The sequence below is a fragment of the Streptomyces sp. CC224B genome (assembly GCF_030010595.1).
Lineage (GTDB): Bacteria > Actinomycetota > Actinomycetes > Streptomycetales > Streptomycetaceae > Streptomyces > Streptomyces longispororuber.
The window spans coordinates 1-20,324 of the sequence record NZ_JASCXL010000155.1 but is presented as its reverse complement, the minus strand read 5'-3'; the positions used below and the strand labels follow the sequence as shown (position 1 = coordinate 20,324).

Below are 20,324 nucleotides of genomic sequence, written 5' to 3'. Positions count from 1 at the left end.
GACCCGCGGGCAACCGGCGGCCACCCGCGCACGGCCGCCGCGACCCGGCCCGCGTCCGTACGGCGAAGGGGGCCCCCCCCCGGGGGGGGGGGGCCCCCCGGGGGGGGTCGTCCCGGGGGGCACGGGCGCCCTCACGGCAGCCGCCCCTCCCGGTTCACCTGCCGCACCCGCTCCCGCAGCACCTCCCCCGCCGGTGCCGGGACCGTGGCGTGCGGCGGGCAGTCCCACTCCCGCCCGCCGCCCACCGGCCGGAGCTGCACATAGCCGCCCTCGCGGCCCATCACCTGGCCCACCCTGCCGTCCCGTACGTCGACCACGTACTCCCACGTCCTCACTTGGCGGCCTCGCGCAGCACCGCGACCAGCCGCATGGCCGTGTCCAGGTTGCACCGGCCCAGCTCCACCAGCGGGTACGGGGCCTGCGCCGCCATGGTCAGCGGGTCCACGCGCAGCGACGGCAGGGTCACGCCGACGCGGGCCAGCTCCACCCGCAGCGCCGCCACCGTGTCCTCGGCCGCCCGCCCTCGCTCCTCCGGCGTCATCACCATAGCTACGCCTTTCTACTGAGTGTTCACCGTTCCTCACCCAGGGTGTTCGTTCCCGCCTACCCTGAAAAGCGCAGGCCTCCCAACAACCTCCGCTGTCCGAGGAGCCCCCGCGATGACCCGACCCAAGGACCTGGACCCCTCCTCCAACCCCCGCGCTTTACTGGGCGCGGAGCTGCGCCACGCCCGTGAGAAAGCAGGCCTCAGCCAGGAGGCCCTCGGCGCCCCGCTGTTCGTCAGCGGCTCCTTCATCGGCCAGTTGGAGGCCGGTACGCGCCGCATGCACCTGGAGTACGCCCGCCACTTCGACGAAACCCTCGGCACGGACACGTTCTTCACCCGCAACTGCTGTGCCTTGGCGAAGTCCAAGTACCCGGACCACTTCGCGGAGGCAGCCGAGGCCGAAGCGATCGCTACCGCCATCCGGGAGTACGCGCCGCTGCTGATCCCGGGGTTGTTGCAGACGCCGGGGTACGCGCGGGAGGTGTTCGTCGCCCATCGGCCGACGGCGCCCGAGGAGGTCATCGACGAACTGGTGGCGCACAGGCTGGAACGGGCGGCACTTCTGAGTGATCCAACAACGCCCCTGCTGTGGGCCGTGTTTGACGAAGCCGTCCTGCGGCGGACGGTCGGCGGGCCGGTCGTGATGGCCGAGGCACTGCGGCACGTCGCCGCGCTCGCGCGCAAGCGGCGGATCATCGTGCAGGTGGTTCCGTTCGGCGCGGGAGCACACGCGGCGATGCACGGAGCGCTCAAGTTGATGACCTTCACGGACGCGCCGCCACTCGCCTTCATCGACGGACTCGGTATCGGGCGGCTGGAAGACGATCCGGCCACGGTCGCCCGACACGAACTGACCTACGATTTGTTGGGGGCCAATGCACTGTCCCAGCGCGATTCCTTGGCCCTGATCGAATCAGTGGCAGAGGATTACGCCCATGAGGATCAGCCCTGAGTACGACCTGACGAAGGCCACTTGGCAGAAGTCCAGCTATAGCGGTGGTGAAGGCGGCAACTGCCTGGAGATAGCCCGCTGGCGCAAGTCCACGTACAGCGGCGGGGACGGCGGCAATTGCCTCGAAGTGGGTGACGGGCACCCGGACGTCGTCCCCGTCCGTGACTCGAAGAATCCCGAAGGCCCGGCCTTGGTCTTCCGGCCCTCCGCCTGGTCCGCCTTCCTCGCCGACCTGAAGGAGTAGCCACGGACCGGCCGGGGCCCCGCTGGAGGCGCGGGGGCCCGGCCGGTGCCGGTCAGGCGCGACGGACCTGGAAGTAGTCGGCCTTGTCGTTCCAGTTGCCGCCGCCCGGGTAGCTGAGACGCTTGAAGTTCGGGTACTTGGCCGGCCTGATGTCACTTCCGGCACTGAGCGTCACGACGCGGTCCGACACGGGCCAGGAGCGGGAGTCGATGACCCTCGCGTCGCCGTAGTTCAGGTCCCAGAGCCTGACCTGGTAGTACACGGAGCTGAGCTTGTTCCCCATGCCCCAGTTCGAGAGCTTCTTCTTGCCGCTCTCGGCGAAGCGGAGGATCTTGCCCTTGTACTTGGCGTGCTGGTAGAGGCACCAGTAGTCGACGACGCACCGGCGCGGCGGCCTGATCATCGCGCCGGGGGCGGCGTTGGCCTGACGCGTCGCCTCGCGGGTCGCGGCCGGGAGGGACGGATCGCTCAGCGCCTCCTCGTCCGTGTCGTAGCAGTGGACCTCCCCGCCGGGAAGCTCGGTGCAACTGGTGGCGCCCTCCCAGGACTTGGCGAGGTTGATCAGGCGGCCGTTGTAGTAGGCGAAGACCGGTTGCTCGGGCTCTGTGCCCGGTCCACCGTTCGGCGGCACGTCCGACGGGTCGTCGGGCTTGTCCGTCGGCTCGTCGGCCGGCTCCTCCGAGGGCTCCTCGGACGGCTCGTCCGCCGGGTCGTCCGACGGGTCGTCCGCCGGGTCCTCGGGCGGCTGCTCGGACGGCGGCTGCGTGGCGGTGGCCGTCGGCTCGGGGGCGGGGCCGTCGGCGTGCACCACCGCGCCGCTGGTGAGCACCAGCGCTGTGGCCGTCGTGGTGACGGCGAGCAGGGAGAGCATGGGTCTGCGTATCAAGGAGGTTCTCCGAAGTGTGGGGTCGGGAGTGTGCGACCGCGCGACCGTGTGGCTGACCCTTGCGACTGCGAGCGGTGAAGCTGTGCGATAGCAAGTGGATGGGCGCAATTACGGGGCTGCACAGGGAATTTGCTGGGCTTTGCGGTCACAGTCTTAATCTTTCGCTGCTGTGAATCGAGTGCTTTGAGGGTGCTGGCCTGAACTCGCTCGCCGCCCGGAATGCGGCCCCCTGCGGCCTCGGGCAGGCAGGGTTGATGTGTGGCCGGTGCGGCGAAGACGAAACGGAATGGTGAAGAGCCGGCTCGGCTCGCGGGAATGGCCGGTTCCCGCACCCGGGGACCGGTCGGCGCCCTCAGGGGACGGGCCGCGCACGTGCCGGGGAGGGGAGCGGGCGGAGGCGTACCGACACGGGCCGCGGGACCGACGGCCCGCCTGCGGCCCCGGCGACGTACCGCGCCCCCCTCAGCGGCGGCCGAGGGGGGCGCGGAAACGCCTGAGGGCGGCACCTCTCGCGCGTGGCGAGGGGTGCCGCCCTCAGGAAGGACGAGCCTGAACCGTCAGTCGGCTCAGAAGTCCATGTCACCGCCGGGCATGCCGCCCGGAGCGCCCGCCGGGGCGGCCTTCTCCGGCTTGTCGGCGATGACGGCCTCGGTGGTGAGGAACAGCGCGGCGATGGACGCGGCGTTCTGCAGCGCGGAACGCGTGACCTTCGCCGGGTCGATGATGCCCTCGCCGATCATGTCCACGTACTCACCGGTCGCGGCGTTGAGGCCGTGACCCGGGGTGAGGTTGCGGACCTTCTCCACGATGACGCCACCCTCGAGGCCGGCGTTCACGGAGATCTGCTTCAGCGGAGCCTCGAGGGCCAGCTTCACGGCGGCGGCACCGGTGGCCTCGTCGCCGTCCAGCTCCAGCTTCTCGAAGACCGAGGAGGCCTGCAGCAGGGCCACGCCACCACCGGCGACGATGCCCTCCTCGACGGCCGCCTTGGCGTTGCGCACGGCGTCCTCGATGCGGTGCTTGCGCTCCTTGAGCTCGACCTCGGTCGCGGCACCGGCCTTGATGACGGCCACGCCGCCCGCGAGCTTCGCCAGGCGCTCCTGGAGCTTCTCGCGGTCGTAGTCCGAGTCGCTGTTCTCGATCTCGGCGCGGATCTGGTTCACGCGGCCCTGGACGGCCTCGGAGTCACCGGCACCGTCGACGATCGTGGTCTCGTCCTTGGTGATGACGACCTTGCGGGCGCGGCCGAGCAGGTCGAGACCGGCGTTCTCCAGCTTGAGGCCGACCTCCTCGGAGATGACCGTGCCGCCCGTGAGGATGGCGATGTCGCCGAGCATGGCCTTGCGGCGGTCGCCGAAGCCCGGGGCCTTGACCGCGACGGACTTGAACGTGCCGCGGATCTTGTTGACGACCAGCGTGGACAGGGCCTCGCCCTCGACGTCCTCGGCGATGATCAGCAGCGGCTTGCCCGACTGCATGACCTTCTCCAGGAGCGGAAGGAGGTCCTTCACGTTGGAGATCTTGGAGTTGACGATGAGGATGTACGGGTCCTCGAGCGACGCCTCCATGCGCTCCATGTCGGTCGCGAAGTACGCCGAGATGTAGCCCTTGTCGAAGCGCATACCCTCGGTGAGCTCCAGCTCCAGACCGAAGGTCTGGGACTCCTCGACGGTGATGACGCCTTCCTTGCCGACCTTGTCCATGGCCTCGGCGATCAGCTCGCCGATCTGGGTGTCGGCGGCGGAGATGGAGGCCGTGGAGGCGATCTGCTCCTTGGTCTCGACCTCCTTGGCCTGGTCGAGCAGGGCGCCCGAGACGGCCTCGACGGCCTTCTCGATGCCGCGCTTCAGGGCCATCGGGTTGGCACCCGCGGCCACGTTGCGCAGGCCCTCGCGGACCAGGGCCTGGGCGAGGACGGTCGCCGTGGTCGTACCGTCGCCGGCGACGTCGTCCGTCTTCTTGGCGACTTCCTTGACCAGCTCGGCGCCGATCTTCTCGTACGGGTCCTCGAGCTCGATCTCCTTGGCGATGGAGACACCGTCGTTGGTGATCGTGGGGGCGCCCCACTTCTTCTCGAGGACGACGTTGCGACCCTTGGGGCCCAGGGTCACCTTGACGGCGTCGGCGAGCTGGTTCATGCCGCGCTCGAGGCCGCGCCGTGCCTCCTCGTCGAACGCGATGATCTTGGCCATGTGAAGTGGTCCTCCCGGACGGGGTGGAAAAGCGTAGGACCGTGCCGGCGCCCGCGACGGACGGCCTGCTGCCTTGTGGTTCCTTGCCCCACCCGGCCTGCGGGCCTCACCCACCCGGTCCTTCTGTCACTCTCACTCGTAGAGTGCTAACGCCAATGATTAGCACTCGACCCCCGCGAGTGCAAGGTCGCCCCCGGGGTACGGGGTCGACTTCCCTCGGGGGCGCTGCCCTCGGGGCAGGTCGCCCCCGGGGTCCGGGGGGTGACTTCCCTCGGGGGTGCTGCCCTCGGGGCCGGCGGGCGGGGGCTTGCGCGCCCCGGCGTGGCGGGGTGGGGGTGCGCCAGGTTTCTCCCGCCTGGGGCGGTTCCCTGCGCGGGCGACGCTTCGCGCTGCGGGCCACTGCCCTGCGGGGCCTTCCCACCCACCCACCCGCCCGGGGCGCTTCCCCGCACAGGTCGCCGCTTCGCGCTGCGGGCCACTACCCTGCGGGGCTTTCCCACCCGCCCACCCGCCCGGCCCCGTTCCCCGCGCAGGTCGACGCTTCGCGCTGCAGGTCGCTGCCCTGCGGGGCCTTCCCAACCCACCCACCCGCCCGGGCCCGTTCCCCGCCCGGATCGACGCTTCGCGCTGCGGACCGCTGCCCAGCGGGGCCTTCCCACCCACCCACCCGTCCGGGGCGGTGTCCCGTGCGGGTGGGCGCGGTGCGCTGAGGGGGCGGGGGATGCAGCATGGGAGATTCCCCCGAGCCTGTTCGACCGGGGATCGACCCCGCATTGATCAGCAGCCGTCCCAAGACGGGCTCACACCCTGCGGGCGAGGAGCTGGACCTCTGGAACTGGCGCTGATCGGCAGGCGCGGGCTCGATCAACGTGCGCGACCTCTGAACCAAACCGTGATCGCGCAGCAACGCGGCACGCCCACCCGTCCGGGGCGATGTCCCGTGCGGGCGGGCGCGGTGCACTGCGGGGGCGGGGGATGCAGCAGGAAGAGGCTGCCCCGCGCCGGTTCGACCGGGGATCGACCCCGGATCGATCAGCAGCCGTCCCAAGACGGGCTCACACCCTGCGGGCGAGGAGCTGAATCTCCTGGAACTGGCGCTTGTCGGTGGGCGCGGGCTCGATCACCGTGCGCGACGTCTGAACCAGACCGTGATCACGCAGCAACGCGGCGCCCCCGCCCGCTCGCCCGGAGCGGTGTGCCGTGCGGGCGGGGGCGGGGGATGCAGCAGGAAGAGGCTGCCCCGCGCCGGTTCGACCGGGGATCGACCCCGGATCGATCAGCAGCCGTCCCAAGACGGGCTCACACCCTGCGGGCGAGGAGCTGAATCTCCTGGAACTGGCGCTTGTCGGTGGGCGCGGGCTCGATCACCGTGCGCGACGTCTGAACCAGACCGTGATCACGCAGCAACGCGGCGCCCCCGCCCGCTCGCCCGGAGCGGTGTGCCGTGCGGGCGGGGGCGGGGGATGCAGCAGGAAGAGGCTGCCCCGCGCCGGTTCGACCGGGGATCGACCCCGGATCGATCAGCAGCCGTCCCAAGACGGGCTCACACCCTGCGGGCGAAGAGCTGAACCTCCCGGAACTGGCGCTGATCGGCAGGCGCGGGCTCGATCACCGTGCGCGACGTCTCACCCAGACCGTGGTCGCGCAGCAGCGCGGCGCGCCCACCCGCCCGGGCCGGTGGTGCCGTGCGGGCGGGCGCGGCGCACTGCGGGATGCGTGATGCAGCGGCAGGCGGTTCCCCGAGCCGGTTCGACCGGGGATCGAGCCCGCTTCGATCGGCAGCCGGTCGGAGGCGGGTTCACACCTTGCGGGCGAAGAGTTGGATCTCCTGGAACTGGCGCTTGTCGGTGGGCGCGGGCTCGATCACCGTGCGCGACGTCTCAACCAGACCGTGGTCGCGCAGCAGCGCGGCGAAGCGGTCGGGGCACCAGCGGTAGGCCGTGGTCACCGCGTGGTCGTAGGCCTGGGGCTCGTGCCCCGGGCCCTCGGTGGCGGGGAAGGAGATCAGCAGGTGCCCGCCCGGAGCCAGGACCCGGGCGATCTCCGCCAGGACGGCGGGCAGCTCACCCGGCGGGGTGTGGATGACGGACCACCGCGAGAGCACCCCGCCCAGTACGCCGTCCCCGATGTCCAGCGCGGCCATCGAGCCGACCTCGAACCGCAGCCCGGGGTGCGCCTCGCGGGCCAGCTCGACCATCGCCGGGGAGCCGTCGACGCCGAAGGCACTCAGGCCGAGCCCGTGCAGGTGCGCCGTGACGTACCCCGGCCCACAGCCGAGGTCGGCGACCTCGCCGTCACCGTCGGCCCGCACCAGCTCGGCGAAGGCACTCAGGAGGGCGCGCTCCAGGGGGCGGTCGCGCAGGGAGTCGCTGAACAGTTGCGCGTAGGTGAGGGCAACGGCGTCGTAGGACTCACGGGTCACACTTAAGGTCTGCTCTCCAGTCATGGTGCGACCGTAGCGTTCCCCCCGCGCCCAGCGTTCCCCCCGCCCCCTTCGCTTTCCCCCGCTCCCCTCCACTCTTCCCCGCTCCGGCGCCCGTCCCCCGTAACGATCCCCTCCACTCCAGCGCCCCTCGACCGTCCCCACTCCGGCGCCTGTCCACCGCAATGCCCCCCCGCTCCACTGCCGGTCCGCCGTAACGGTCCCCCTACTTCGGCGCCCCTTCACCGTCCCCACTCCGGCGCCCGTCCCGCCATACGGTCCCCACCCACTCCGTCGCGCCCTCACCGCCCCCCTCCGGCGCCCTCCACCCATGAGGCTCACGCCGGAGCCGCCCCACCCCCCGGAAGCAGTTCTGCACGACCGGGCGCACCAGCTTCCTGAACACCCACCGCACGCACCACGCCAGCACCGACCCGCCAAGCGCCCCCGCGCGGGCGGACGCGAAAGCACCATGTGTCTCCCGCAGCGCGCCGCATCAACCCGCGCAGGCCACCGGCCCGCACGGGTGGGCGGGCGGGAAAGGCCCCGTGGGCCCCCACCCCGCAGCGCGCAGCGTCGGGGCCGAGCGGGCGTAGCCAGGGCAGAACGGGTGGGCGGGTGGGAAGGCCCCGCAGGGCAAGCAGCCGCAGCGCGCAGCGTCAGGGCCCAGCGGGCGCAGCCAGGGCAGCACGGGTGGGCGGGTGGGAGGCAAGGGCGCCGGGCCGCAGGCCGGGGGCGGTCGGGCCCGGGGACGGAAAGGGGCCCGCCCCCGGCCGGGGGGCGGGCCCAAGTCGCGCGGTGGCCGATCGCGTCAAGCCGCTCAGACGGCGACCTTGACCATGTCCGCCTGCGGACCCTTCTGGCCCTGCGAGATCTCGAACTCGACTCGCTGACCTTCCTCCAGGGTGCGGTAGCCGTCCATCTGGATCGCGCTGTAGTGGACGAAAACATCCGCACCACCGTCGACCGCGATGAAGCCGTATCCCTTCTCCGCGTTGAACCACTTGACGGTGCCCTGAGCCATGCCTAACTCCCCTATTACTGGCCCTTGCACAGGACCGCACTTCGCGGACCCGGGTCAGACCTCACCCCCCATGGGTTGGGGGTGTGCGCCGGAACGCGTCGACCGCGGCTGAATGTATCTGTCCAACTGCCGTCTGCAACAGGTCAATCGGACGAGAATTCTGGGCACGGCCGATCGCTGATATCCGGAGAACTCACCGGAGTTCAGGGCAAGTCGGGCCGGGCAAAAGCCGCGTACGACTCAAAGGGGCAGGGCACTTTGGCTACTTCTTGTCGGCTCCGCGGCCGACTTCCCGCACGCGCCGGGGACCGCCCGGCGCCAGAAGCGCAGCTTCATTCCCAACTGTACCGCGATCAACCATGCAGAATTGCCCCCTCCGCTTCTCTCGCGGAGGGGGCAATCGCGGTAACTCGTCGTGACAGCAGGCGGTTTCGTATACGAAACGGCTCCGCGGCGGACTTCCGGGAACGGCTCAGCCGCCCGCCACCGCCGGAATGATCGAGACGCCCGCGCCGTCGGGCGTGGCCGTTTCCAGGCCCTGCTCGAAACGGACGTCGTCGTCGTTGACGTACACGTTCACGAAGCGGCGCAGCTTGCCCTGGTCGTCGAGGACGCGGGCGGCGATGCCGGCGTGGTTCTTCTCCAGGTCGGCGATGACCTCGGCGAGGGTCGCGCCCTCGGCGGCGACCTCGGCCTGGCCGCCGGTGTAGGTGCGCAGGATGGTGGGGATGCGGACGTTGACGCTCATACTCTTCACCTCGGGGGGTCGGAGCGCCCCGGACGGGGCGCGGGGAACTGCGCGGCCGGCCACGACCGGCCCGCGGGGGACAACAAGCGACGAGCCGCACGGACACGGGGCGGAACACCCGGCGTTCCGCCCGGCGAGACACCCAGCGGGGCACCCGGCAGGACACCCGTCGACGACGAGCCCACGACACCGGACGACGGCGAACCGGGCAACCGGAGACCGGGCAACCACAGACCGGGCACCCACAGCCCGCGCGACAGCAGACCGCGCGACAGCAGACTGGGCGCCGACGACCGGGCGCCACCGCGCTGGGCACCGGCGCACCGAGCACCGCCGCACCCAGCGCTGGCGCACCGGGCACCCGCAGTCCAGGCACCCGCAGACCGGGCACCCGCAGCCCGCGCGACAGCAGACCGGGCGACAGCAGACCGGGCGCCGACGACCGGGCGCCACCGCGCTGGGCACCGGTGCACCGAGCACCGCCGCACCCAGCACCGCCGCGCCGAGCACCGGCGCACCCAGCACCGCCGCACCGAGCACCAACGCACCGGGCGCCGCCGCACCGAGCACCACCGCACCGAGCACCGCCGCGCCAGGCACCCGCGCACCCAGCACCAACGCCCCAAGCGCCGCCGCCCCAGACGCCGACAAGCCCGCCGCACGCGGTCACCGGGCCGGGCCCCGCGGGGCTAACCCGCGAGCCCCGCCGCGCGGAACGCGTCCAGGCTCGGCCGGATCGTCGCCGTCGCCTGCGACGTCCCGGCGACCGCGTCCAGGGTCTTCAGGCCGTCCCCGGTGTTGAGGACGACCGTGGTGAGGGAGGGGTCCAGGAGCCCCGCCTCGATCAGCTTCTTCGTGACGCCGACCGTCACGCCGCCCGCGGTCTCCGCGAAGATGCCCTCCGTCCGGGCGAGCAGCTTGATGGCGTCGACGATGCGGGCGTCGTCGACGTCCTCGACGGCGCCGCCGGTGCGGCGGGCGATGTCCAGGACGTAGGGGCCGTCGGCCGGGTTGCCGATGGCGAGGGACTTGGCGATGGTGTCCGGCTTCTGCGGGCGCACGACGTCGTGACCGGCCTTGTACGCCGCGGCGACCGGCGAGCAGCCCGTCGCCTGGGCGCCGAAGATCTTGTACGGCTTGTCCTCGACCAGGCCGAGCTTGACCAGCTCCTTCAGCCCCTTGTCGATCTTCGTGAGCTGGGAGCCGGAGGCGATCGGGACGACGAGCTGGTCCGGCAGTCGCCAGCCGAGCTGCTCGCAGATCTCGTAGGCGAGGGTCTTGGAGCCCTCGCCGTAGTACGGCCGCAGGTTCACGTTGACGAAGCCCCAGCCCTCGCCCAGCGGGTCGCCGATGAGCTCGGAGCAGAAGCGGTTCACGTCGTCGTACGTGCCCTCGATGCCGACGAGCTCGCCGCCGTAGACCGCGGCCATGACGACCTTGCCCTGCTCCAGGTCGTGCGGGATGAACACGCAGGAGCGGAAGCCCGCGCGGGCGGCGGCGGCGCCGACGGCACCCGCGAGGTTGCCGGTGGAGGAGCAGGACAGGGTGGTGAAGCCGAACGCGCGCGCGGCCTCGAGCGCCTGGGCGACGACGCGGTCCTTGAAGGAGTGCGTGGGGTTGCCGGAGTCGTCCTTGACGAACAACTTCCCCTGCTCGACGCCGAGTTCGCGGGCCAGGTTGTCGGCCTGGACGAGCTTGGTCCAGCCCGGGTTGAGGTTCGGCTTGTCGGCGACGTCGGCGGGGACGGGCAGCAGCGGGGCGTACCGCCAGATGTTCGCGGGGCCGGACTCGATGGTCCTGCGCAGCGCCTCGGGGTCGCCCTCCGGCAGGTCGTACGCGACTTCGAGCGGGCCGAAGCACTCGGCGCAGGCGAAGATCGGGCCGAGCGGGAAGAGCGTGCCGCACTCGCGGCAGGTGAGGCCGGACGCGGGACCGAGGTCGACGGCGGCGCCCGTACCGGATGTACCGGACGACGTGTCGGCGGGCGTGGAAGGGGTGGCGACGGTCTGCACAGCCATGGAGGCGAGGCCCTTTCTCCTCATCTTCCTCACGACGCATCTCGCCGTGAGACGGAATTGGCACCTTCCCTAGCCGGGAGCCTCGCGGTGCGCCGATGGCGTCGTACGAGACCGACTGGAGGGTTGCCGGGGCTTCAACGGGCCGTGTCCCTCTGCCCCTCTGGATGAGCGGTATGTGGTTGTGGTGCCGGGCGTCAGGAACGCCCGGGACGGCCGGGGACCCCGACATGCGATGGTCACCGGCGTTGTTCAAGACTGTAACCGAAGCCCTGGACCGTTGAGATAGTCGTCCGAACCGCGAGATGGGTCACACCGGACGGCCGAGAGGAGGAGTGGCGCGTGCTGGAAGAGGTCGAGCGCTGGCTGAGCCGGCGTTCCTGGTCGGTCGCCGACCGCCCCCTGGACCGCCTCGCCGCCGCGAAGCTGGCGGCGGGCACCACGGTGAGCGTCGTGCTGCCCGCGCTCGACGAGGAGCGGACCGTCGGCGAGATCGTCGCCGAGATCCGCCGCGAGCTGATCGAGCGGACCCCGCTCGTGGACGAGCTCGTGGTGGTGGACTCCGGCTCGCGGGATCGCACGGCGGAGGTGGCGCGCGCCGCGGGCGCCCGGGTCGTGCGCCGGGACGACGTCCTGCCGCGCCTGCCCGCCGTGCCCGGCAAGGGCGAGGTGCTGTGGCGGTCACTGCTGGTGACGAGCGGCGACGTGGTGGCGTTCGTGGACGCCGACCTGAAGGAGTTCTCGGCCGACTTCGTGACCGGCATCGTCGGCCCGCTGCTCACCGAGCCCGACGTGCAGTTCGTCAAGGCCATGTACGACCGCCCGCTGACGGTCTCCGACGGCTCCGAGACCCCCGGCGACGACGCCTCGGGCGCGACGGCGGGCCAGGGCGGCCGGGTCACCGAGCTGATGGCGCGCCCGCTCCTGAACATGCACTGGCCGCAGCTCGCGGGCTTCGTCCAGCCCCTCGGCGGCGAGTACGCGGCCCGCAGGTCGCTCCTGGAGCGGCTGCCGTTCCCGGTCGGGTACGGCGTGGAGCTGGGGCTGCTCGTGGACGCGCTGCACACCGTGGGCCTGGACGCGCTCGCCCAGGTCGACGTCGGGGTGCGCCGGCACCGGCACCAGGACGGGCAGGCGCTGGGCCGCATGGCGGCGGCGATCTACCGCACGGCCCAGCTCCGGCTCGCCCGCGGCCACCTGGTCCGGCCCGAGCTGACGCAGTTCGTCCGGGGCGCGTCCGGGTTCGAGCCGCGGACGTACGCGGTGGACACGGAGGAGCGGCCGCCGATGGCGGAGATCGCGGAGTACGTGGCGCGGCGCGCGGCCTGACCGGACACCCGCGGCCCGCCGCGCCCGGCCGCCCTCGGCCGCCCCCGGGGGCCCTTCGACCGCGCGGCCGCCCCGCCGATCCCGCCGGCTCTGCCGGTCCCGTCCGTCCTGGCCGTCCCGCCGGCTCTGTCGGTCCCGTCGGTTGCGGTCCGTACCCCGCGGCCCCCTGCGCCCCGCCGCGGGGGGTGGGGAACCGGTCACTGTTCCGGGTGGCGCCGCCGGTCGTACGCCTGGGCGTTTACGGACAAGCGGTAGCGGCTAGGTTCGATTCCATGGTTTCCGCACATGCCGACGCCGCCCAGGTCCTCGTCGCGTCCAATCGCGGCCCCGTCTCGTACGCCGTCGGGGAGGACGGCGAGCTGACCGCCAGACGGGGCGGCGGCGGTCTCGTCTCCGGCCTCAGCGCCATCGGCGACGAGGCGAACGCGCTGTGGGTGTGCTCCGCGCTCGGCGACGGCGACCGCGAGGCGGTGCGGCGCGGGGTCGGCGAGCCCGGCGTCCGCATGCTGGACATCGACGCCGAGACGCACGCGGCCGCGTACAACGGCATCGCGAACTCGGTGCTGTGGTTCGTGCACCACATGCTCTACCAGACGCCCCTGGAACCGGAGTTCGGCCCCGATTTCCGGGAGCAGTGGGCCGCCTACGAGCGGTACAACCAGGCCTTCGCGCGGGCCCTCGCGGAGAGCGCGGCGCCCGGCGCGGCGGTCCTCGTGCAGGACTACCACCTGACCCTCGTGCCCGGCATGCTCCGCGAGCTCCGCGACGACCTGCGCATCGGGCACTTCTCGCACACGCCGTGGGCGCCCGCCGACTACTTCCGCATGCTGCCCGACGACGTCGCCGAGCAGATCCTGCGCGGCATGCTCGGTGCGGACCGGCTCGGCTTCCTCACCGGGCGGTGGGCGGACGCGTTCACGGACTGCTGCGTACGCCTCGTCGGCGGTACGACGGGGACGCGCGTGGGGGTGCACGGGCTCGGCGCCGACGCGGACTTCCTGCGGGAGCGGTCGCGCCAGGACGACGTGGAGGAGCGCCTCGCCGCCCTGCGCGAGCAGACCGGGCCCCGGAAGGTCATCGTCCGCGTGGACCGCACCGAGCTGTCCAAGAACATCGTGCGGGGCCTGCACGCGTACGAGCTGCTGCTCGCACAGCGGCCGGAGTGGCGCGAGCGGGTGGTGCACGTCGCGTTCGCCTACCCCTCGCGGCAGGACCTCGCGGTGTACCGCGACTACACGGCCGAGGTGTCGCGGGTCGCGGAGCGCATCAACGACCGCTTCGGCACACAGGGCTGGACGCCGGTGCTCCTGCACGTCCAGGACGACTTCGCGCGCTCCCTCGCCGCGTACCGGCTCGCCGACGTGGCGCTGGTCAACCCCATCCGGGACGGGATGAACCTCGTCGCCAAGGAGGTGCCGGTCGTCTCCGACGAGGGGTGTGCGCTGGTGCTGTCCCGGGAGGCCGGGGCGTACGAGGAGCTGGCCGAGGACGCGATCGGGGTGAACCCGTACGACACCGTGGGCACGGCGGAGGCCCTCCACCGGGCCCTGTCGCTGCCCGCCGGGGAGCGGGCCGAGCGGAGCAAGCGGCTGGCCGCGGCGGCCACGGCGCTGCCTCCGGCGCGGTGGTTCCTGGACCAGCTCACCGCCCTCAGGGAGGGCCAGGCCTGAGGCGGCGGAAGGCGGGAGAAGGCCGCGTGTCAGCGGGCGCGGTTAGTGTGGAGGGATGAGCGAGGGTTCCGTGTCCGAGGGTGGGCTGTCCGCGCGGGCGCGGGCCGTGCTCGCGCTGGAGCGGCGGAACTGGAGCGGGCCCGGTGCCAAGGAGCGGGCCGTTCGCGAGGAGCTGGGCCTGGCCCCGGTCCGCTACTACCAGCTCCTCAACGCCCTGCTCGACGACGCGCGCGCCCTCGCCCACGACCCCGTCACCGTGAACCGGCTGCGCCGCGTCCGCGAGGCGCGCCGCACCGAGCGCTGACGTTAGGGTCGGGACCATGGGTGACGACCTGACGCATTCCCTGCCCGAACCGTCCAGCGCCGCGGGGCGCGACGGCCTCGCCGCGATCCTGGCCCGGCCCGAACGAGCCGTGATCGCCCTCGACTTCGACGGCACGCTCGCCCCCATCGTGGCGGACCCCGAGCAGGCCCGCGCCCACCCGGAGGCCGTGCCCGCGCTCGCCGCGCTCGCGCCGAAGGTGCGTTCCGTCGCGGTGGTCACCGGCCGCCCGGCGGGCGTGGCCGTCCGCCACGGCGGGTTCGCGGGCGTGCCCGGCCTCGACCACCTCGTCGTGCTCGGGCACTACGGCGCCGAGCGCTGGGACGCGGTCACCGGCACGGTGCAGGCGGCCGAGCCGCACCCCGGTGTCGCCGCCGTGCGGGCGGAACTGCCGGGGTTCCTCGACGGGATCGGGGCGTGGCGGGGCACGTGGATCGAGGAGAAGGGCCGGGCCCTGGCCGTGCACACGCGCCGCGCGGAGGACCCGCAGGCGGCCTTCGACGCCCTGAGCGAGCCGCTGGCGGGGCTGGCCCGGCGCCACGGGCTCATCGTGGAGCCGGGGCGCATGGTGCTGGAGCTGCGGCCGCCGGGCGTGGACAAGGGGGTGGCCCTCACCGAGTACGTACGGGAGGTGGGGGCGGAGGCGGTGCTCTACGCCGGGGACGACCTCGGGGACCTGCCCGCGTTCGCGGCGGTGGAGAAGCTGCGGGCGGACGGCGGGGTGCCCGGGCTCCTGGTCTGCAGCGGCAGCGCGGAGGTCGCGGAGCTCACGTCCCGGGCCGACCTGGTCGTCCCCGGCCCCTCCGGCGTGGTCTCCCTCCTCACGGCCCTGACGACTCGCCTGCCCTGACCGCGCTCCCCCGCCCCCGGGTTCCCGCCTATTCCGCCTACGGGCCGGGCGGACGAAAGGCGGGGAGCCACGGGTGGGCGGGCGGGAGAACCCGCCGCGGCAGCGGCGGAACCCGGAGGGCACCACCCGCAGCGCTCCGCGCCGGACCCCGGCGGGCAACGCCGGGGCGGCACGGGTGGGCGGGTGGGAAAAAGGGCAGTCCCCGGCAGGGCTACTGCGCCGCTTCCTCCGCCGCCGCCTTCGTCTCGATCTGCGACAGGATGGCCTGCGGATCCCCGTTGGGGTCCACGGTCTTGCCGATGTACTCCTTGACCTGCGCGGACACCTGCGCCCACGAGGTCTTGCCCACGGGGTAGAGCTGCGAGGTCGGCAGCTCCTCCAGGAAGCCGCCGAGCCGCTTCGCGTCGTTCTTGTCGGCGGCCATGTCCTGGGACGCCGAGGTCGTCACCGGCAGCAGGTCGTACTCGCGCGAGAAGGCGAGCACGTTCTCCTTGGCGTAGACGAAGTCGAGGAACGTGCCGATCTCCTTGCGGTGGCCGTTCTGCTTGAAGGCCATCATCCAGTCGGCGACGCCCATCGTGGCCTGCGCCTTGCCGTTGACGCCGGGCATGGGGACCATGCCGTAGTCCAGGTTTTTCTTGGCGGCCATCTTCATCAGGGTCGGGTGGCCGTTGAGCATGCCGACCTCGCCGCGCGTGAACGCCGCGAACGCCTCGGCGCGGTTGAGCTTGCCGGGCGGCGTCGGACCGGTCAGGCCCTTGCCGACCAGCTCGTCCTTCAGCCAGGTGAACGTCTGCACGTTCTGCTTGGAGTCGATGTCGTACGAGCCGACGTTGTCGGTGTAGCCGCCGCCCCCGCTGAGCATCCACTGGTAGGTCTCGGCCTGGGCCTCCTCCTTGCCCAGCGGCAGCGCGTACGGGTACTTCACGCCGCGCGCCTTGAGCTTCTTCGCGGCGGCCTGGAGCTCGTTCCAGTTCTCCGGCGGGGAGATGCCGGCGCTCTTGAAGAGCTTCTCGTTGTAGAAGAGCAGCCGCGTGGACGCGGCGAACGGCATGCCGTACTGCACGCGCTGGACGAGGCCCGCCTTGGCCAGCGGCGCGAGGAAGTCGGCCTGGGTGGGGATGGAGAGCACGTCGTCGGCGCTGTACAGCTTGTCCTGCGCCGCGTAGTCGGCGTACGCGCCGATCTGCGCGAGGTCGGGCGCCTCGTCGGCCGCGACCATCTCCTTGACCTTGCGGTCGACGTCCGTCCAGGGGAGGACGTCCACGTCGACCTTGATGTCGGGGTGCTCGGCCTCGAACTTCTCGACCAGCTCACCCCAGTACTTCTTGGAGCTGTTCGCCGCCGAGTCGCCGTAGTCCGCCGCCACGAGCTTGAGGGTCACTTCGTCCGACCCGCCCGATCCGCCGCATCCGGCGAGCAGCGCCGCCATGCTCAGTGCGGCCACCGCCGCCGTCAGCCCTGTCACGCGCCGCTGCACCGCTGTCTTCCCACCCTTGCTCGGACGTACTGAAACCGCGAGTCTCCCCCGCGTCACCAGGCGAGGTCCACACCACCCGAGTATCACTTCCGCAACGACGGCCCCTGTCGCCGGGGCCCCTCTTCCCGGCACCGCTCCCCCGCGCACTGGACTAGACCTCTTGCCGGGTCACACGCGACACTGTCCCCGTGAGACATGTCATCGCCCTGGACGTGGGCGGCACCGGAATGAAGGCCGCCCTGGTCGGGGCGGACGGGGCGCTGCTGCACGAGGCCCGTCGCCCGACCGGGCGGGAGCGCGGCGCGGCGGCCGTGGTCCAGTCGATCGTGGACTTCGCCGCGGACCTGCGGGCGCACGGCGAGGCCCACTTCGGGGAGCCGGCCGCCGCGGCGGGCGTCGCGGTCCCCGGCATCGTCGACGCCGAGCGCGGCGTCGCGGTGTACGCGGCGAACCTCGGCTGGACCGACGTACCGCTGCGCGACCTGCTCGGCGCCCGCCTCGGCGGCGTCCCGGTGGCGCTCGGCCACGACGTGCGCACCGGCGGCCTCGCCGAGGGCCGCGTCGGCGCGGGCAAGGACTCCCGGCGGTTCCTGTTCGTGCCGCTCGGCACGGGCATCGCCGGCGCCATCGGCATCGACGGCGTCATCGAGCCCGGCGCGCACGGCTCGGCCGGCGAGATCGGCCACATCGTCGTCCGCCCCGGCGGCCCGCCCTGCGGCTGCGGCCAGCGCGGCTGCCTGGAGCGGCTCGCCTCCGCCTCCGCGGTGAGCGCGGCGTGGGCCGAGGCCGGCGGTGACCCGGCCGCGGACGCCGCCGACTGCGCGAAGGCGGTGCGCTCCGGCGACCCGCGCGCCGCCGAGGTGTGGCAGCACGCGGTGGACGCGCTCGCCGACGGCCTGCTGACCGCCCTCACCCTCCTGGACCCCGACACGCTGATCATCGGCGGCGGGCTCGCGGAGGCGGGGGACACGCTGTTCACGCCGCTGCGCCAGGCCGTCGCGGACCGCGTGGTGCAGTTCCAGACGCTGCCCGCGATCGTCCCCGCCGCGCTCGGCGACGCGGCGGGCTGCCTGGGCGCGGGCCTGCTCGCCTGGGACCTGCTCACGCCGGAGGGCGCCCGTACCGATACATCCAGCACGCCCATCGACACGCCGTCGGCCGCCGACGGCTCGAAGACCCCACGGAGGTAACCACCTGATGGCCACTAGCAAGGTTCTCGCCGGTGCCCAGGTGGTACTGCCCACCGGGACCGTCCCCCGGGGCCGGGTCATCGTCGACGGCACACGCATCGCGGGCAGCGCCCCCGCGGACGCCGAGACGGTCGACCTGACGGGCCACTGGCTGGTCCCCGGCTTCGTCGACATGCACAACCACGGCGGCGGCGGCGCGTCCTTCAGCAACGGCACCGTCGAGGACGTCCTGCACGGCATCCGCACGCACCGCCTGCACGGCACCACCACCCTCGTCGCCTCCACCGTCACCGGCGAGATGGACGCGCTCGCGCAGCGCGCGGGCCTGCTCTCGGAGCTGGCCGAGCAGGGCGACATCGCGGGCATCCACTTCGAGGGCCCGTTCATCTCGCCGTGCCGCAAGGGCGCGCACAGTGAGGCGCTGCTGCGCCACCCGGACCCGGCGGAGGTCCGCAAGCTGCTCGACGCGGCGCGCGGCCGGGCGAAGATGGTCACCCTCGCCACCGAACTTCCCGGCGGCATCGACTCCGTACGCCTGCTCGCCGAGCACGGCGTGATCGCCGCGATCGGCCACACCGACGCCACGTACGAGCAGACGGTCGAGGCCGTCGACGCGGGCGCCACCGTGGCCACGCACCTGTTCAACGCGATGCCGGGCCTCGGTCACCGGGTGCCCGGGCCCATCGCCGCGCTCCTGGAGGACGAGCGGGTCACCGTCGAGCTGATCGACGACGGCACCCATCTGCACCCCGCCTCCCTCCAGTTGGCCTTCCACCACGCCGGTGCCGAGCGGGTCGCGCTCATCACGGACGCGATGGACGCGGCGGGCTTCGGCGACGGCACGTACCGCCTGGGGCCGCTGGAGGTCGTGGTGTCGGACGGCGTCGCGCGGCTCGCCGAGGGCGGCTCGATCGCGGGCTCCACGCTCACCCAGGACCGCGCGTTCCAGCGTGCCGTGACGGTCGACGGGCTGCCCGTCGAGGACGTCGTGACCGCGATCTCCGAGACCCCGGCGAAGCGGCTCGGGATCTACGACACCGTGGGCTCCCTGGAGCCCGGCAAGGACGCCGACATCGTCGTCCTGGACGCGGAGTTCGCCCTCAAGGGCGTGCTGCGCAAGGGCGAGTGGGTCGTCGACCCGACCTGACCCCACGTGAGCCCGCCTGATCCCACCTGATCCGCCCTGATCGATTCTGATCCGGACTGATCGGACCTGGTCCGGTCCACGGCGCGCGCGGTCCGGCGCGAACCGGTCGCACCGAGGCGGTTGGCCCCCGAGGTCTGGGCCAACCGCCTTCTTTTTGGCATGATCAGGCCCCGAACGACATACACAAGAGGCGGATCGTGCGTCCCGGATCTGCGTTCTCGGGGGTGAACCAGTGATCATCACGGTCACGCTCAACGCCGCCCTGGACCTCACGTACACGGTCCCGTCCCTCACGCCCCACGCCACCCACCGCGTCACCGAGGTGGCCGAGCGGCCGGGCGGCAAGGGCGTGAACGTGGCCCGGGTGCTCGCCGCGCTCGGCCACGCCGTGACGGTGACCGGCTTCGCGGGCGGCGCCACCGGCCGCACCCTCCGCGACCACCTCGCGCAGGCCCCCGGCGTCACCGACGCGCTGTGCGCCGTCGCGGGCGCCACCCGCCGCACCCTCGCCGTCGTGGACGCCCGCACCGGCGACACCACCCAGCTCAACGAGCCGGGCCCGACCGTCACGCCCGACGAGTGGGCCGGGTTCCTCGACGCGTACGACGCGCTGGTGCGGGGCGAGGGCGTGGCGGCGGTCGCCCTGTGCGGCAGCCTGCCGCCCGGGGTGCCGGTCGGCGCGTACGCCCTCCTCGTCCGGGCGGCGCGGGCCGCGGGCGTGCCCGTCCTGCTGGACACCAGCGGGGAGCCGCTGCGGCGGGGGGTGGCCGCGCGGCCCGACGTCGTGAAGCCCAACGCCGAGGAGCTGGCCGAGCTGACCGGCGCGCACGAGCCGTCGCGGGCCACGCGGGACGCCCGGCGGCGGGGGGCGCACGCCGTGGTCGCCTCGCTCGGCGCGGAGGGGCTGCTCGCCGTCACGCCCGAGGGCACGTGGCGGGCCGCCCCGCCGGGGGCGGTGCGCGGCAACCCGACCGGGGCGGGGGACTCGGCCGTGGCCGGGCTGCTCTCCGGGCTCGTCGAGGGGCTGTCCTGGCCGGACCGGCTGGCCCGGGCGGTCGCCCTCTCGGCCGCGACGGTCTCCGCCCCCACGGCGGGCGAGTACGACCCGCGCGTCTACGCGGACACCCTCCCCAAGGTCACCCTCACCCCGGCCTGACCGTCACGGGGGCGCCCCCTGGACCCCCGAAAATCGCGCTGACGCGCTCGTCCTCAAGCGCCGGACGGGCTGGTTCTCTTCTGCGCGTCCGTTGCCTGTATCGCGCTTCGCGCTCGTCCTCAAGCGCCGGACGGGCTGTTTCTCTTCTGC

General features: G+C 72.9%; 18 protein-coding genes, 3 pseudogenes and 1 riboswitch. Of the genes and pseudogenes, 9 read left to right on the top strand and 12 right to left on the bottom strand.

The genetic code is table 11. The features are described 5' to 3' along the window. Positions 1 to 131: 131 nt before the first annotated feature. Both QK440_RS37610 and QK440_RS37605 read right to left on the bottom strand, forming a co-directional pair. Positions 132 to 335, bottom strand: coding sequence for a hypothetical protein (locus QK440_RS37610; RefSeq protein ID WP_282797761.1), 204 nt, complete (start codon positions 333 to 335; stop codon positions 132 to 134). Next, the gene (locus QK440_RS37605) at positions 332 to 547 is read right to left on the bottom strand and encodes a hypothetical protein (protein ID WP_282797760.1); all 216 of its coding nucleotides are present in this window, start codon (positions 545 to 547) and stop codon (positions 332 to 334) included. The genes QK440_RS37610 and QK440_RS37605 overlap by 4 nt, the downstream gene beginning before the upstream one ends. Positions 548 to 659: 112 nt before the next feature. Between QK440_RS37605 and QK440_RS37600 the strand changes: the two genes are divergently transcribed. Both QK440_RS37600 and QK440_RS37595 read left to right on the top strand, forming a co-directional pair. Next, positions 660 to 1,499 (top strand): helix-turn-helix transcriptional regulator, encoded by an 840-nt coding sequence (locus QK440_RS37600; protein ID WP_282797759.1) that lies wholly within the window; start codon positions 660 to 662, stop codon positions 1,497 to 1,499. Continuing rightward, the gene (locus QK440_RS37595; RefSeq protein ID WP_282797758.1) at positions 1,483 to 1,743 is read left to right on the top strand and encodes a DUF397 domain-containing protein; all 261 of its coding nucleotides are present in this window, start codon (positions 1,483 to 1,485) and stop codon (positions 1,741 to 1,743) included. The genes QK440_RS37600 and QK440_RS37595 overlap by 17 nt, the downstream gene beginning before the upstream one ends. 52 nt (positions 1,744 to 1,795) lie before the next feature. On the opposite strand, the gene QK440_RS37590 is transcribed toward QK440_RS37595, so the two are convergent. The 9 genes and pseudogenes from QK440_RS37590 to thrC all read right to left on the bottom strand — a co-directional run bounded on the left by QK440_RS37590 (position 1,796) and on the right by thrC (position 11,057). Continuing rightward, complete coding sequence (locus tag QK440_RS37590) at positions 1,796 to 2,629, bottom strand: peptidase inhibitor family I36 protein (RefSeq protein ID WP_282797757.1); 834 nt, start codon at positions 2,627 to 2,629, stop codon at positions 1,796 to 1,798. 566 nt (positions 2,630 to 3,195) lie between these two features. Next, a complete protein-coding gene (gene groL, locus QK440_RS37585) occupies positions 3,196 to 4,821 on the bottom strand; it encodes a chaperonin GroEL (protein WP_190135647.1) in 1,626 nt (541 codons plus the stop codon). Positions 4,822 to 5,876: 1,055 nt separating this feature from the next. After that, positions 5,877 to 5,990, bottom strand: a pseudogene (locus tag QK440_RS37580) (SAM-dependent methyltransferase); the annotation flags it as partial. A 130-nt stretch (positions 5,991 to 6,120) separates the two neighbouring features. After that, positions 6,121 to 6,234: pseudogene (locus QK440_RS37575) on the bottom strand (SAM-dependent methyltransferase); the annotation flags it as partial. Positions 6,235 to 6,364: 130 nt separating this feature from the next. Further along, positions 6,365 to 6,478, bottom strand: a pseudogene (locus tag QK440_RS37570) (SAM-dependent methyltransferase); the annotation flags it as partial. A 141-nt stretch (positions 6,479 to 6,619) separates the two neighbouring features. Continuing rightward, the gene (locus QK440_RS37565; RefSeq protein ID WP_282797756.1) at positions 6,620 to 7,267 is read right to left on the bottom strand and encodes a class I SAM-dependent methyltransferase; all 648 of its coding nucleotides are present in this window, start codon (positions 7,265 to 7,267) and stop codon (positions 6,620 to 6,622) included. A 796-nt stretch (positions 7,268 to 8,063) separates the two neighbouring features. Next, entirely contained in the window at positions 8,064 to 8,267 is a 204-nt protein-coding gene (locus tag QK440_RS37560) for a cold-shock protein (RefSeq protein WP_282797755.1), read from the bottom strand. A gap of 472 nt (positions 8,268 to 8,739) precedes the next feature. Continuing rightward, on the bottom strand, positions 8,740 to 9,015 hold the full coding sequence (locus QK440_RS37555) for a MoaD/ThiS family protein (protein WP_108008805.1): 276 nt from the start codon (positions 9,013 to 9,015) through the stop codon (positions 8,740 to 8,742). A gap of 689 nt (positions 9,016 to 9,704) precedes the next feature. After that, on the bottom strand, positions 9,705 to 11,057 hold the full coding sequence (thrC, locus tag QK440_RS37550) for a threonine synthase (protein WP_282797763.1): 1,353 nt from the start codon (positions 11,055 to 11,057) through the stop codon (positions 9,705 to 9,707). Further along, positions 11,051 to 11,204: riboswitch (SAM riboswitch) on the bottom strand. Its footprint overlaps the gene before it by 7 nt. 168 nt (positions 11,205 to 11,372) lie before the next feature. Between thrC and QK440_RS37545 the strand changes: the two genes are divergently transcribed. From QK440_RS37545 to otsB, 4 genes are all read left to right on the top strand, one after another. Next, positions 11,373 to 12,359: a glucosyl-3-phosphoglycerate synthase gene (locus QK440_RS37545; RefSeq protein WP_282797754.1), complete on the top strand. Its 987-nt coding sequence runs from the start codon at positions 11,373 to 11,375 to the stop codon at positions 12,357 to 12,359. 272 nt (positions 12,360 to 12,631) lie between these two features. Next, positions 12,632 to 14,029, top strand: a complete 1,398-nt coding sequence (locus QK440_RS37540) for a trehalose-6-phosphate synthase (RefSeq protein WP_282797753.1) — start codon at positions 12,632 to 12,634, stop codon at positions 14,027 to 14,029. Between the two features lie 55 nt (positions 14,030 to 14,084). Then, positions 14,085 to 14,333, top strand: a complete 249-nt coding sequence (locus tag QK440_RS37535) for a DUF3263 domain-containing protein (RefSeq protein WP_282797752.1) — start codon at positions 14,085 to 14,087, stop codon at positions 14,331 to 14,333. Between the two features lie 16 nt (positions 14,334 to 14,349). Further along, positions 14,350 to 15,201 (top strand): trehalose-phosphatase, encoded by an 852-nt coding sequence (gene otsB / locus QK440_RS37530; RefSeq protein WP_282797751.1) that lies wholly within the window; start codon positions 14,350 to 14,352, stop codon positions 15,199 to 15,201. Positions 15,202 to 15,412: 211 nt separating this feature from the next. Here otsB and QK440_RS37525 read toward each other — a convergent pair whose 3' ends face one another. Beyond that, entirely contained in the window at positions 15,413 to 16,633 is a 1,221-nt protein-coding gene (locus tag QK440_RS37525) for an extracellular solute-binding protein (RefSeq protein ID WP_282797762.1), read from the bottom strand. Positions 16,634 to 16,869: 236 nt separating this feature from the next. Here QK440_RS37525 and QK440_RS37520 point away from each other — a divergent pair, with 236 nt between their 5' ends. From QK440_RS37520 to QK440_RS37510, 3 genes are all read left to right on the top strand, one after another. After that, complete coding sequence (locus QK440_RS37520; RefSeq protein ID WP_282797750.1) at positions 16,870 to 17,871, top strand: ROK family protein; 1,002 nt, start codon at positions 16,870 to 16,872, stop codon at positions 17,869 to 17,871. 7 nt (positions 17,872 to 17,878) lie between these two features. Further along, positions 17,879 to 19,018, top strand: coding sequence for an N-acetylglucosamine-6-phosphate deacetylase (gene nagA, locus QK440_RS37515; protein WP_282797749.1), 1,140 nt, complete (start codon positions 17,879 to 17,881; stop codon positions 19,016 to 19,018). Positions 19,019 to 19,250: 232 nt separating this feature from the next. After that, entirely contained in the window at positions 19,251 to 20,174 is a 924-nt protein-coding gene (locus tag QK440_RS37510) for a 1-phosphofructokinase family hexose kinase (protein WP_282797748.1), read from the top strand. The last annotated feature ends 150 nt before the right edge of the window (positions 20,175 to 20,324 follow it).

Bases quoted from the DNA above. Each gene is read 5' to 3' on its own strand.
- QK440_RS37605 (WP_282797760.1), bottom strand. From the start codon at position 547: ATGGTGATGACGCCGGAGGAGCGAGGGCGGGCGGCCGAGGACACGGTG.
- QK440_RS37555 (WP_108008805.1), bottom strand. From the start codon at position 9,015: ATGAGCGTCAACGTCCGCATCCCCACCATCCTGCGCACCTACACCGGC.
- QK440_RS37535 (WP_282797752.1), top strand. From the start codon at position 14,085: ATGAGCGAGGGTTCCGTGTCCGAGGGTGGGCTGTCCGCGCGGGCGCGG.
- nagA (WP_282797749.1), top strand. From the start codon at position 17,879: ATGGCCACTAGCAAGGTTCTCGCCGGTGCCCAGGTGGTACTGCCCACC.
- groL (WP_190135647.1), bottom strand. From the start codon at position 4,821: ATGGCCAAGATCATCGCGTTCGACGAGGAGGCACGGCGCGGCCTCGAG.
- QK440_RS37560 (WP_282797755.1), bottom strand. From the start codon at position 8,267: ATGGCTCAGGGCACCGTCAAGTGGTTCAACGCGGAGAAGGGATACGGC.
- QK440_RS37565 (WP_282797756.1), bottom strand. From the start codon at position 7,267: ATGACTGGAGAGCAGACCTTAAGTGTGACCCGTGAGTCCTACGACGCC.
- QK440_RS37595 (WP_282797758.1), top strand. From the start codon at position 1,483: ATGAGGATCAGCCCTGAGTACGACCTGACGAAGGCCACTTGGCAGAAG.
- QK440_RS37525 (WP_282797762.1), bottom strand. From the start codon at position 16,633: ATGGCGGCGCTGCTCGCCGGATGCGGCGGATCGGGCGGGTCGGACGAA.
- otsB (WP_282797751.1), top strand. From the start codon at position 14,350: ATGGGTGACGACCTGACGCATTCCCTGCCCGAACCGTCCAGCGCCGCG.
- thrC (WP_282797763.1), bottom strand. From the start codon at position 11,057: ATGAGGAGAAAGGGCCTCGCCTCCATGGCTGTGCAGACCGTCGCCACC.
- QK440_RS37540 (WP_282797753.1), top strand. From the start codon at position 12,632: ATGGTTTCCGCACATGCCGACGCCGCCCAGGTCCTCGTCGCGTCCAAT.
- QK440_RS37600 (WP_282797759.1), top strand. From the start codon at position 660: ATGACCCGACCCAAGGACCTGGACCCCTCCTCCAACCCCCGCGCTTTA.